The 12,406-nt window shown below is 59.0% G+C and carries 15 protein-coding genes; 8 read left to right on the forward strand and 7 right to left on the reverse strand.

The genetic code is table 11. The features are described 5' to 3' along the window. Positions 1–36 precede the first annotated feature (36 nt). From mtnC to aroC, 5 genes are read right to left on the reverse strand one after another with little or no spacing between them, the layout of a single operon-like run. Positions 37–720, reverse strand: a complete 684-nt coding sequence (gene mtnC, locus MA884_RS17000; RefSeq protein ID WP_256231594.1) for an acireductone synthase — start codon at positions 718–720, stop codon at positions 37–39. A 4-nt stretch (positions 721–724) separates the two neighbouring features. Continuing rightward, positions 725–1,270, reverse strand: coding sequence for an acireductone dioxygenase (locus tag MA884_RS17005; protein ID WP_256231595.1), 546 nt, complete (start codon positions 1,268–1,270; stop codon positions 725–727). Between the two features lie 18 nt (positions 1,271–1,288). After that, on the reverse strand, positions 1,289–1,909 hold the full coding sequence (locus MA884_RS17010; RefSeq protein ID WP_256231596.1) for a methylthioribulose 1-phosphate dehydratase: 621 nt from the start codon (positions 1,907–1,909) through the stop codon (positions 1,289–1,291). Then, positions 1,906–3,051 carry an MFS transporter gene (locus MA884_RS17015; RefSeq protein WP_256231597.1) on the reverse strand — a complete coding sequence of 382 codons (1,146 nt, stop codon included), beginning with the start codon at positions 3,049–3,051 and terminating at the stop codon, positions 1,906–1,908. Before MA884_RS17015 ends, MA884_RS17010 begins: the two co-directional genes overlap by 4 nt. A gap of 34 nt (positions 3,052–3,085) precedes the next feature. Further along, positions 3,086–4,177 (reverse strand): chorismate synthase, encoded by a 1,092-nt coding sequence (gene aroC, locus MA884_RS17020; RefSeq protein ID WP_256231598.1) that lies wholly within the window; start codon positions 4,175–4,177, stop codon positions 3,086–3,088. 143 nt (positions 4,178–4,320) lie between these two features. Here aroC and MA884_RS17025 point away from each other — a divergent pair, with 143 nt between their 5' ends. Further along, positions 4,321–5,286, forward strand: coding sequence for an alpha/beta hydrolase (locus MA884_RS17025; protein ID WP_256231640.1), 966 nt, complete (start codon positions 4,321–4,323; stop codon positions 5,284–5,286). Positions 5,287–5,385: 99 nt separating this feature from the next. Next, the gene (locus MA884_RS17030) at positions 5,386–6,174 is read left to right on the forward strand and encodes a hypothetical protein (protein WP_256231599.1); all 789 of its coding nucleotides are present in this window, start codon (positions 5,386–5,388) and stop codon (positions 6,172–6,174) included. Positions 6,175–6,368: 194 nt separating this feature from the next. On the opposite strand, the gene prmB is transcribed toward MA884_RS17030, so the two are convergent. Next, complete coding sequence (gene prmB, locus MA884_RS17035) at positions 6,369–7,277, reverse strand: 50S ribosomal protein L3 N(5)-glutamine methyltransferase (protein ID WP_047229625.1); 909 nt, start codon at positions 7,275–7,277, stop codon at positions 6,369–6,371. A gap of 266 nt (positions 7,278–7,543) precedes the next feature. Here prmB and MA884_RS17040 point away from each other — a divergent pair, with 266 nt between their 5' ends. From MA884_RS17040 to MA884_RS17065, 6 genes are all read left to right on the forward strand, one after another. After that, the gene (locus MA884_RS17040; RefSeq protein WP_256231600.1) at positions 7,544–8,134 is read left to right on the forward strand and encodes a cysteine hydrolase family protein; all 591 of its coding nucleotides are present in this window, start codon (positions 7,544–7,546) and stop codon (positions 8,132–8,134) included. A 130-nt stretch (positions 8,135–8,264) separates the two neighbouring features. After that, entirely contained in the window at positions 8,265–8,585 is a 321-nt protein-coding gene (locus MA884_RS17045) for a hypothetical protein (RefSeq protein WP_256231601.1), read from the forward strand. Positions 8,586–8,659: 74 nt separating this feature from the next. Further along, positions 8,660–9,217 carry a Smr/MutS family protein gene (locus MA884_RS17050; RefSeq protein WP_256231602.1) on the forward strand — a complete coding sequence of 186 codons (558 nt, stop codon included), beginning with the start codon at positions 8,660–8,662 and terminating at the stop codon, positions 9,215–9,217. Between the two features lie 378 nt (positions 9,218–9,595). After that, a complete protein-coding gene (locus MA884_RS17055) occupies positions 9,596–9,862 on the forward strand; it encodes a hypothetical protein (protein WP_256231603.1) in 267 nt (88 codons plus the stop codon). Between the two features lie 56 nt (positions 9,863–9,918). After that, on the forward strand, positions 9,919–10,308 hold the full coding sequence (locus MA884_RS17060; protein WP_256231604.1) for a hypothetical protein: 390 nt from the start codon (positions 9,919–9,921) through the stop codon (positions 10,306–10,308). Between the two features lie 213 nt (positions 10,309–10,521). Then, on the forward strand, positions 10,522–11,040 hold the full coding sequence (locus MA884_RS17065; protein ID WP_256231605.1) for a DUF2846 domain-containing protein: 519 nt from the start codon (positions 10,522–10,524) through the stop codon (positions 11,038–11,040). A 212-nt stretch (positions 11,041–11,252) separates the two neighbouring features. Here MA884_RS17065 and MA884_RS17070 read toward each other — a convergent pair whose 3' ends face one another. Then, the gene (locus MA884_RS17070; RefSeq protein ID WP_256231606.1) at positions 11,253–12,218 is read right to left on the reverse strand and encodes a hypothetical protein; all 966 of its coding nucleotides are present in this window, start codon (positions 12,216–12,218) and stop codon (positions 11,253–11,255) included. Positions 12,219–12,406: the final 188 nt, after the last annotated feature.

The following is a 12,406-nucleotide window of genomic DNA, read 5'->3' on the forward strand; positions in this document are numbered from 1 at the left end:
GGGAGCGGGCTTGCTCGCTCCCACAGTCTGTTGATATCAAAAACGCGCAGGATCGATCCGGGCAAAACTGTCCACCGTGACATGCCCTTCCAACTCACCGCCCTCGCGCGCCAATCCGCACGTGACCATGCCGGCATCACGGGCTGCATCCAGCTCCTGAACGATATCCGACAGAAACAGAATCTCCCCTGGCGCTACGCCCACCGCCGCGCTGATGCGCTGGTAGGACTGCACCTCCCGCTTGGGTCCTGATGTGGTGTCGAAATAACCACTGAACAACGGCGACAGATCGCCGGCCTCGGAACAGCCGAAAATCAGCTTCTGTGCCTGGATCGAGCCTGAGGAATAAACGAACAGCCGTAAGCCTTCCTGATGCCAGCGCTGTAGCGCCTGCACCGCGTCCGGGTAAACGTGCCCTTTCAACTGCCCCGCCTGATACCCCTGCTCCCAGACCATGCCCTGCAACGCCTTGAGCGGCGTGGCCTTGCGGTCTTCGGCGATCCACTCCAGCAGGATCGCGATGACGCGCTCAATGTCAGCCCCCGGCTCACCGTTGTCCTGGCGCACCGCCGCCAATTGCTCGGCCACGTCGGCGCGTCCGGCATTCTGGCGAACGAAATCCGGGAGATGTCTGGTGGCATATGGAAACAACACATCGAACACGAAACTCACCGCGCTGGTGGTGCCTTCGATGTCGGTGAGAATGGCTTTGATCGGCACAGGTTCACTCCTCAAGGCGCGGGAAACGGCTGGCGATGTCGTCGCCCGTAAACTTCGCGACCCAACCTTCCGGGTTGTTGAACAGGCGAATGGCGACAAAATGCGGATGCTCGCCCATGTCGAACCAGTGCGGCGTGCCCGCGGGCACCGAGATCAGGTCGTTCTTTTCGCACAGTACGGCGTAGACGTAGTCGTCGATGTGCAGGGTAAACAGACCACGACCGGCGACGAAAAATCGTACTTCGTCTTCACCATGGCGATGTTCATCGAGGAATTTGGCCCGCAATTCGGCTTTTTGCGGGTGATCGCTGTTGAGGCTGATGACGTCGACCGTGACGTAGCCATGCTCGGTCATCAATTGATCGATCTGGGTCTTGTAGGCGGCAATCACTTCGTCCTGGCCGGCGCCGGGCTGGATTTTCGTCGCCGCTTCCCAGCGGTCGAAGCGAACACCTTTATCGGCCAGGGTCGCGGCGATGTCTTCGAAGTGGGTCAGCACCTTGTTCGGAACGTCGGGGCTTGAGATGTGGTAGACGGACAGGCTGCTCATGGTTAGGGCTCCAGCAAATTAACGGTTCAGGAGTGCGCGGGTCTTGAGTTCACACTCAAACAGAAACTCGAACGCTTCGATCTGGCGCAGGGCATCGTTCATGCTCGGTCCCCAGGTATACAGGCCATGACCGCGAATCAGGTAGCCGACGCAATCGGGGTGAGCCTCGAGCCACGGCTGCACCTGGCCGGCCAGGCGCGCGATGTCCTGGTCGTTGTCGAAAATCGGCACGCGGACACAGGACTCGTGGGTCGACACACCGCTGAAGGCTTTTTGCAATTCGTAGTCTTCGAAATCGATGAAGGCTTGCTTTGTCAGGCGTGACAAGACCGTGGCATTCACCGAATGGGTGTGCAACACGGCGCCGATCTCCGGGCGCCAGCGATACAGCTGGGTGTGCAGCAGGGTTTCGGCGGAGGGTTTCTTGCCGCGCTCCAGGCTGTTGCCGTCCAGGTCGGTGGCGAGCACATCATCGAGGCCCAGTTGCCCCTTGTGCTTGCCGGACACGGTCAGCAAAGCCTGGTCAGGAGCAAGCCGGGTCGAATAGTTGCTGCTGGTGGCCGGGGACCAGCCGCGGCCATACAAAAAACGCCCGGCGTCGATGATTTCCCGGGCGAGCTGTTCACGGGTAAGGCTCATGGCCTGTCCTCTTGCATACGTGTGGCAATGATAACGGCTGCAGCGAAGGCTGCGAGGCTGGCGATGCTGAAAGTCCAGCTGGCACCCAAGGCGTTCCAGCTGTAGCCGGAATACAGCGCGCCCAACGCCCCGCCCATGCCGGCCAGGGCTGCGTACAACGCCTGGCCCTGGCCTTGCTGGCGTGGGCCGAAGCTACGTTGCACGAAATGGATGGCAGCTGCGTGAAAACTGCCGAAGGTCGCCGCATGCAATACCTGGGCAAACAGCAATACCCAGAGAAATTCGGCCAGTGAGCCCAGTAGCAGCCAACGCAACGCCGCCAGCAGGAAACTCACCAGCAGCACCCGGCGCACGGAAAACCGTGCCAGGATCCGGCGCATCAGCAGGAAAATCAAGACTTCCGCCACCACGCCAATGGCCCAGAGCATACCGATCAGACCGCGACTGTAGCCCAGACCTTCCAGGTGCAACGTCAGAAAGGTGTAATACGGCCCATGACTGACCTGCATCAGCCCCACGCACCCATAGAACGCCAGCACGCCAGGGTTACGCAGTTGCCGCAGAAAACCTTCCCCCGCCACTCGCGGCCCCTGGGTCGGCTGGGCATTGGGGACCCAGAAGCTGGCGAGCACGATGCCGCCCATGATCAGCACCAGCGCCACCGGGTAGATGTCCAGGCTCAGCCATTCAAACAGCCGGCCGAGCGCGACCACGGTGATGATGAAGCCGATGGAGCCCCACAGGCGGATCTGGCTGTAGCGCGACGTTTGCCCGCTCAAGTGGGCCAGAGTAATGACTTCGAACTGCGGCAGCACCGCGTGCCAGAAGAACGCGTGCAGCGCCATGACCAGCGCCAGCCAGGCGTAGCTCTGGTCGATGAAGATCAGCGAAAACGTGAGCAGCGTGCAGATCGCGCCAAAACGCACGATCGCCAGGCGCCGGCCGGTGTAATCCCCCAGCCAGCCCCAGATGTTCGGTGCCACGCAGCGCATCAGCATGGGGATCGCCACCAGCTCGCCAATGCGCGCCGCGTTGAACCCCAGGTGATCGAAATACAACGCCAAGAACGGCGCCGTCGAACCGAGCAGCGCGAAATAGAACAGATAGAAACTGGAGAGCCGCCAGTACGGCAAAGCCGCCATGGTCGTCAGGCCACGGCGGTCGGCAGGTCAGCCATCAAAGCTGGCCCAGCACCGGCGTGTTGACCCGCACATCGGCGTTCTGGCCGCGATGACGCAGCAGGTGGTCCATCAGCACGATCGCCATCATCGCCTCGGCGATTGGCGTGGCGCGAATGCCGACGCACGGGTCATGACGGCCCTTGGTGATGACGTCCACCGGGTTGCCATGGATGTCGATGGAGCGTCCCGGCGTGGTGATGCTGGAGGTGGGCTTCAATGCCAGGTGCGCCACGATCGGCTGGCCCGAGGAGATGCCACCAAGGATGCCGCCAGCATTGTTACTCAGGAAACCTTGTGGGGTCAGCTCGTCGCGGTGCTCGGTGCCGCGCTGGGCGACACAAGCGAAACCGGCACCGATTTCCACGCCCTTCACCGCGTTGATGCTCATCAGCGCGTGGGCCAGTTCGGCGTCGAGACGGTCGAAAATCGGCTCGCCCAGGCCCGGCATCACACCTTCGGCCACCACGGTGATCTTCGCGCCGACCGAATCCTGGTCGCGCCGCAATTGGTCCATATAGGCCTCAAGGGCCGGCACCTTGTCCGGGTCGGGGCAGAAGAAGGCATTCTGTTCCACCGACTCCCAGGTCTTGAACGGGATTTCGATGGGACCCAACTGGCTCATGTAGCCACGAATCACGATGCCCTGGCTGGCCAGGTACTTCTTGGCAATCGCGCCGGCCGCCACGCGCATGGCGGTTTCCCGGGCAGAACTGCGACCACCGCCACGGTAATCACGCTCGCCGTATTTATGGTGGTAGGTATAGTCAGCGTGGGCCGGGCGGAACAGATCCTTGATGGCCGAGTAGTCCTTGGACTTCTGGTCGGTGTTGCGAATCAGCAGGCCAATGGCGCAGCCGGTGGTGCGTCCTTCGAACACCCCGGAGAGGATTTCGACTTCATCGGCTTCCTGGCGCTGGGTGGTGTGGCGGCTGGTGCCCGGCTTGCGCCGGTCCAGGTCACGCTGCAGATCATCCAGGGAAATCTCCAGGCCCGGCGGACAGCCGTCGACAATGGCGACCAACGCCGGGCCATGGCTTTCGCCCGCGGTGGTAACGGTGAACAGCTTGCCGTAGGTATTGCCGGACATGCAGGGTGCTCCGTGAAAAACGCTGAGAGACTCAACCTTGGATTCGTAGTGGGCGCCAGTATACGCAGGCTCCCCGACGAGTTCATCCTCGAACCTTATCGGTGCCTGTCAGTCCAACCGGCACCTTCGCAACTAATGGCGTGATGATGTTAAAGCTGCTTGCCTTGAGCCTTGCCCTGTTGACCGGCCTGCTTTCCAGCCTGGCCCAGGCCACCGTCCTGCAACGACCGATCAGCCTCGACACCGGCAACGGCGAGCTTTTCGGCTCGCTCCTGTTACCCAAGTCCGACGCACCGGTGCCGGTTGTCCTGATCATTTCCGGGTCGGGTCCTACCGACCGCGACGGAAACAACCCCGACGGCGGGCGCAACGATAGCCTCAAGCGCCTGGCCTGGGTGCTGGCCAAACACAACATCGCCAGCGTGCGCTATGACAAACGCGGGGTGGCCGCCAGCCTTGCCGCGACCCCAGACGAACGCAACCTGAGCGTCGAAGCCTACGTGGCCGACGCCGTGGCCTGGAGCCGCAAACTGGCCGCCGATCCGCGAATGGGTCCGTTGATCCTGTTGGGTCATAGCGAAGGCGCACTGATCGCCAGCCTCGCCGCCCCCCAGGCCAATGCAGCTGCGGTCATCTCACTGTCCGGCAGTGCCCGGCCGATCGACCAAGTGCTGCGTCAACAACTGAGCAGCCGCCTGCCTCCCCCCCTGATGGTGCGTGCCAATGAGCTGTTGGACAGCCTCACGGCCGGGCGGCTCGACCCGAACGTGCCACCGCAACTGCAGGTCATCTTTCGCCCCAGCGTGCAGCCCTACCTGATCTCGCTGTTTCGCCAGGCCCCGGCCCAGGCGTTCGCGGCGTTGAAGATGCCGGCGTTGATTATTCAGGGCAGCCATGACATTCAAGTCAGCGTCGATGACGCCAGGCAGTTGCAAGCCGCCAAACCCGACGCCGAGCTGGCGCTGATCAAAGGCATGAACCATGTCATGCGCATCGTCCCCAACGACATGGAGCGGCAATTGGCGTCCTACAAAAATCCAAACCTGCCCCTGGCAGCCGAACTGGGCACGCACATCCTGGGTTTTATTAGCTCATTACCCGCTCAATAAGCGGTTTATCCCCTCCAGTCCTGGCAAATACGGCCGATAGACCGGTGTCGGACAGCGCTGTGGCTGCCGACGAGCCGGCCTGGACAGGATTTTGCCGTTATGACTGACACTCAAACTTCACCCGACACCCCCGCCGAAACGCCCGCTGCTCCAGTGGCGGAGCTGCCTTGGGCGGACGTACAGGCCGAGCACCATAAAATGCTCCGGCTGGCACCGCTCAAGATCGACCGTGCCACGGGTGCGCGGCCGCTGCGGTTTGTCGAATTCAGCTATGCCGAGCGCCACAGCAAGGAGCGCAGTTTGCTGCGCATGAGCATCCAGTTGCCGGGCCAGCGGGTGCGCAAGGAACAGAATCATCTGGACGTCTGGGCCGATCACGTCGAAAAACGCCTGTATTTTTCCCCGGACAGCTTGCAGGTCGAGCCGCTGAACCGTGGCATCGGCCGCTTCCTCGCCGCACAGGGCATTACCTGGGCCAAGAAGCGCTGGTCGAGCTACCGGGTCGATGGCAGCGATCTGAATAACAAGGACGCGCTGAACGAAGACACCCGCCTGCGCCGTGACCACTTCTTGAAAGCCCATGGTTTCGAAGTGGTCTACGCCGACGCCCAGCACCTCAAAGGCAGCGTCAAGCCGGCGCAGGTGGGTAATCTGCTAGGGGACTGGAACACCGAGAAACTGCAGTTCGTGGAGATTCTCGAAGCCGCGCAGATGCTCCAGCAAGCCGAGCAAAACCTGGCGGAGCAGGAAGTCAAACTCAAGCAGCAGGAAGAAAAGGTCGCCAAGTTCAAACGCGAAGACAACGGCCTGCGTTTCACCATTACCTGCCTGGTGGCATTTGCCATGTTCCAGGCCGGGTTGTTGATCTGGATTGCGACGCGTAGTTGATGACTGCCGCAGGGTGTTTGACAAAACTTTAACCTGTGGCGAGGGGATTTATCCCCGCTGGGCTGCGTAGCAGCCCCCAAAGAGCTGAATGCGATTTGCCTGACACATCGCGATGGCGGGGTTCAGGGCTGCTACGCAGCCCAGCGGGGATAAATCCCCTCGCCACAAGGACGGTTCCGTCAGATCAATTGTCCTCAAACCCGCGAAGCAAACAACGCCTGATGCTGACGGCACTGTTCGGCACTGAGCATGAACACACCATGCCCGCCACGTTCGAAGTCCAGCCAGGCAAAATCGACTTCCGGGTACAACGCCTCGACGTGAACCTGGCTGTTGCCCACCTCGACAATCAACAAGCCCTTCTCGGTCAGATGGTCGGCGGCCTCGGCCAGCATCCGGCGCACCAGGTTCAAGCCATCATCGCCACAGGCCAGGCCCAGTTCCGGCTCGTGCTGATACTCCTGGGGCATGTCGGCGAAATCTTCGGCATCGACGTAGGGCGGGTTCGACACGATCAGGTCGAAACGCTGGCCCGGCAAGCCCTCGAAACCATCTCCCTGGACAGTGAACACGCGCTCGTCGACGCCGTGACGCTCGATGTTCTGGTTGGCCACTTCCAACGCTTCGAACGACAGGTCAGCCAGCACCACCTCCGCCTCCGGGAATTCGAAAGCGCACGCGATGCCGATGCAGCCGGAACCGGTGCAGAGGTCGAGAATCCGTGCAGGCTCCTGACCCAGCCAGGGCGCAAAACGGTTTTCGATCAGTTCACCAATGGGCGAGCGTGGAATGAGCACGCGCTCGTCGACGATGAAAGACATTCCGCAGAACCAGGCTTCACCCAGTAGGTAGGCCGCCGGAATACGTTCGGCGATGCGGCGGCGCAGCAGACGCTGCACATGGACCAGCTCTTCGTCTTCGAGACGGCAGTCCAGGTAGCTATCGGCAATTTCCCACGGCAGATGCAACGCGCCCAACACCAGTTGACGGGCTTCATCCCACGCATTGTCGGTGCCATGGCCGAAAAACAGATCCTCTCCATGGAAACGGCTGACGGCCCAACGAATATGGTCGCGCAGGGTACGGAGACGGGAAGTGATCACGGCGGCAAACTCCAGAAAAAACGACTGGCGAGTCTACCAGCCAAACACTCCCCTCACCAAAACACGCCTCAAACACACATCAAGCACGCACGAAAAAGGCCGGGAAAGATGTAGGATTTATCCGTTTCTTGCGCTGACTATTGAACAAGACGGACATCTTGACAAGGCTGTAGGCCAGCAACGACGGCCCTTGCGATGGAAGCGATTCACAGAACCGCTCAGCCAGAGGAGAATGTCGCAAAAGCCCCACTCGAAGGAGCCCCAGAATGTCCGTTCCAAAAACGATGTTTCAACTCAGCGGTCGCGGTTACGCGGCGGCCAATCTGAGTCAAGCGACGCTGATCATCATCGATGCCCAGAAAGAATACCTCGCCGGCCCCCTGGCGTTGAGTGGCATGGATGCAGCGGTTGCGAACATCAGGCAATTGCTCGGCGCGGCCCGTGCCGCCGGCCGGCCGATCGTGCATGTGCGTCACCTGGGCACCCATGGCGGGCTGTTCGATCCACAGGGCGAACGTGGGGAGTTCATTACCGGCCTGGAACCCCAGGGCGACGAAACCGTGGTGGAAAAACTGCTGCCCAGCGCGTTTCACGGCACCGAGTTGAAAAAACGCCTGGAGGACCTCGGCCCCCTGGACCTGATCGTTTGCGGTTTCATGAGCCATTCCAGCGTCAGCACCACCGTGCGTGCCGCCAAGAACCTGGGCTTTCGTTGCACCCTGGTCGAAGACGCCTGCACCACTCGCGATCTGCCACACAAGGGCGGTGTCCTGAGCGCCGAACACGTGCACCAGACCGAAATGGCGATCATGGCGGACAACTTCGCCACCCTGGCCCTGACCCGCGATTTCATCTGACTCCCCTCGATAAGCGGCCCGGTGCGCCGCTTATCCGCAAAAGCCTCTCATTTGCCGCAATTGCCGTAGTGTCAGGAACAACCCGAACATCTTCCGGTCGAAGGGCCGATACCCATTGAGGAAGGTCGGAATGAAGTTATCCGATGGTTTTGACGCACGTCGCTTGCGGCCCAAAGGCCCGAGCACCTGGCGCCTGCGTTTCGGCGCGGCGCTCGCGGCGCTCCTGGCAACGCTCGGTGTACTGCTGGCCATGGCCGGCGCCGCCAGCCTGCTTGGCCGCCCGCCCGCCCTGGGCGAGTTGAATGCAAGCCCGCTCGGCTCGACGATCATTCTGGTGATCGGCTTGCTGGTACTGCTTTTTGGCGTCTGGCTGTGGCGTCTTTGCCGCCGTCGGGCTCGCCAATCCCTGGAGCTGGCCATGGCTCCTCACTTGATGAAAAAGCACGACTGACCCGCCGCCCGACGTTTTGTCGCGCCGGATCCCGCAGGAGTTGGGTAAACTGGCCGGCCTTCGCGGAGGCTGACATGCAAGACGACGACTTTTCCCTGTTCAAAAGTGCGATCCAGGGCGTTAAACCGATCAAGCACGACCGTGCCGAAACCGGCAAACCCAAGACAGATCGCGCACAAATCGCCAAGCTGCGCCAGGCCGCCACGGTGCGCACCGATGCCACGACCGTGGATGGCTTGTCCGACCAGTTCGTGATCGACGTAGGCCCTGAAGACGAACTGATGTGGGCTCGCGACGGCGTCCAGGAAAGCCAGATGCGCAAGCTGAAGGTTGGCCAGATTCCCTTCGAAGGCAGTCTCGACCTGCACGGCATGACCGTGGAAAAGGCCCGGGAAACCCTCTGGGCCTTCCTGGCCGAAGCCACCCGATTCGAGATCCGTTGCGTGCGCGTCACCCACGGCAAGGCCGTGCGACTGGACGGCAAGCGGCCGATGATCAAGAGCCACGTCAACACCTGGCTGCGCCAGCACCCGCAAGTGCTGGGCTTCACCTCCTGCCAGGCGAAACACGGTGGCGCCGGAGCCGTGTATGTGATGCTCAAGCGCACCATGATGGAAGGCCGCGACGAGTAGCGCTCGATTGCCGAGCTTGCAGCGCCGTGTCCGCCACCGTACCCTTGCCCTTTGCGTAAAATCCCACAGGTAGTTTCATGTCTCTGGAACAGAATTACACCGCTATGTGGGGTGGGTTCTGCTTGGTTGCGAGAGGTAATGAAATCGGGTGGGTTGTGCTCAGGGTTACCTGATTTCTCTCGCCTAAACGCAACGATTGGTACGGAAATTGGTACGAGATCTACCCAACCCATACCTGAAAGTCCTGCGTCGGGTTGCAACGACGCCTTTTCATAGCCGAACACAATCCATCACACATCTGCATCTCAGCTTGCGCTCAAGTGCAGGTAGGAACTGACATCTGTTCACTGCCCTAAACGACAAGTCGGGTCTAAAAAAATGGATATTAAAGAGTTTTGCCTCGCTCATGGATTCGATATGAGCAAATGTGCAGTCGCGTTAGGTGGTGGGAGCTTCGTATTGGTGGAGCTTAAAACCTCGCCTGTGGAATTCTTGAGCTTAGCGGAAGACGATTTTGAACGAGGCGGACTGTCGGCCCTTATCAATGCAACAACTAATGTGAAGCGCGCAATTATCTGTCAGCTTGACCAACTGCTGATCTCGTTTGGGTATCAGTCACTCAGATTGGATGTCCGGAAAAGATAAGGCGATTGAGAGCGCTTGGCTTACTGGCGCCGAGCCTTTTGCGTAAAGTGGTCAAAATGCGAAATATTCTTGAGCACGAATATGGACGCCCTGAGCTTAAATCAGTTGAGGAAGCGCTAGACATCGCAAGTCTGTTTGTAATGTCCGCTTCAGCTATGTTCATTCCTTTTGATGATGTCTTAGAATTTACGCTTCCTGACGGTTCAAACGGGGATAGCCCTGTAACGCATATCACTGCCGGTTTAAACCGAGACTCTCGTGGTGTTTTCTATACTGTCTACGCATATGAGCCCGGCGGATATGGTGGGCGATGCGTTGGTCAATGTGAGATTAAATCAGGGCACGTACTTTTTGAAGCGATGGTTAAGCTTTCTGCATCGTTGATGCTTCGTTACAAAGTCGAACAGGCTTTCAGTGATTTTGACAAGGCGTACTCGATGATATGAGCCTGGGCAACGTTAGGGGTACAACTTTCCCCATTTTTGCCCAAGTCCTATGAGAGCACGTGCCCCTATTGGTGGAACTCCCAGAATTGGGGTGCTGCAGGCTAGCGCAATAGCTCATAGCTAAACGCCTGCGCGTTAGACGAAGGCAATGGATGGTTCCGCTATGCAATTAGCGTTTTTTCTGCAACCCATACAGCGAAGGGAGTTGTTCTGATGTTCCGTATATTTTTTTCTGGTTGCCTGCTGGGCATCCTTAGCTTGCTGCAAGGTTGCTCTAGCGGTCCATCATTAGACCACCGGCCTTACTATCAAGGGCCGGCAGAAGCATACGCCAATAGCGCTACAGTCTACGTTTATCGTCCAGTACACAGGGCTGCTCGCCGAGTGAACCTATATATTGAACTCGATGATCAGCAGGTGGCAGAGCTACCATCTGGCGGCTATCTGAAACTCCAGCTGCCTGAAGGCTCCCACGTCTTTGAGGCCAACACGCCGCCGCTTGGGGGCTCTTTCATCGGAGACCGCTTCAATCTCACTGTCAAAAAAGGGAACGTATATTTCATCGCTGGTCAAATTCTTGAAACGCGCCCTACTGACGATCAGACTCTGGGTACTGTTAAAGATGGACTATTCGGTGGTGAGCGGCTTTTTTTCCGTTGGGCTATGGTGCCTCAAGAAATGGCTGAGAAGAGAATGAGTTTTTGCCGCCTCGTGCCCCCTACGCCGATCTAGTACTCTATCGAAATTGCCAGCTTACTCGACCAAGCTCCTCGTAAGATCCCTATCCCAACGCGGATAGGGATTCGCGTCCTTCAAGCCTACCGATGATGGATAGGCACCTCTTTGATTAAAAGGCTCGCCCTGTAAGGCCTACAGGGCAGGCTAAGCTCTCAAGTACCAATTTTGTACCATCGAAGCAATAATTCACCCGCAGGCTGAAAGTACTAGAAAGCGCTCGCTGGGGGCTCTTTTCCTGTCCAGTATGATCGGTAGGCCGACACTGTCACGACGTCCCCTGCTCGCAAATTACCGCTGAACCCACCAGCCCCGCCCTCTATCGCCATCAGATACTGCTTATGAACAGCAGACACGTCTATTCGCTCAACGAGGGGCAGCGGCTTTCCATTGAGGGCAGCACCCCTAACCACCGCACTGTGACCAAACTGGAAAGACACCATCTCGATCCGTTGTGAAGCACTGTGCTGCTTGGTGGCAATACGCAATGCTACGCCCGTCCTTCCTACGGCAGTCCATGACGAAAGCTGTTCCCCGGATTCAACCCGTTGCAGCAGATCGGTGCCGCTGGCATTTAAGGGGTAGATCTGCGCGCCCGCGAGTGAGAACCCGTGCAGGTCCTGCACCGCTCTCACCGTCGTCTGAATGGTCGTTCCGTTCCCCTGAAACACATAGGCTACCGAAACCCTCGCCATCACTGATCTTTCTTTCGTTGGGCTGAGAACGTCGTAAACCTCGTCGACCGAAACCTTGCTCACTGCCTTGAACTCTTCCGCCAACGACTGATGTTTGTCGGAACGAACAGATATTGAAACCCGTCGCACAGATGGATAGATCTGGGCCCGGCTCTGCCCCTTGGAAGACAGTTTCGCGCCTCCCCCAACCTCGGTCAGGTCTCCATCAACTACGGTCTTGAACTTCCAACTCCCTGACAAACTATGTTCACTGGATATAAATGTTGCTATGCCCTTTTCAAGAGACACGACCCTAAACCCCGCGCCCTTTTGATCCGTCCACTCACTGCCGATGCTCACCGCTGGCCCGACCGGCAAAGCCACGCCGAAGAAGGCACCGTGGTTAGCTCCAATATAGGTGCCATTGAATTTAAGCGGAACAGCCTCGTCGCGCTCGGCTGAAACGAGAAAGCCCCGGGCGAACGGCAGTTGACCGTTCATAGGAACTATCCGGGCCCCACCGTAATTGACCACCTGGTTGCCTAGTGCTGGGTCCTTTAGATCAACCTTTCTCACAAGGTAACGGTTTGTGCCAAATGAAGAACGGATGAAAACTGAATCGCCAATCATGGAAGCCTCAGTTCCGCTTTTGGCCAAGACGCTCGTCGATCCTAATAGCGTTATAACTC

The organism is Pseudomonas sp. Q11 (genome assembly GCF_024494355.1).
GTDB classification, from domain to species: Bacteria; Pseudomonadota; Gammaproteobacteria; order Pseudomonadales; family Pseudomonadaceae; genus Aquipseudomonas; species Aquipseudomonas hefeiensis.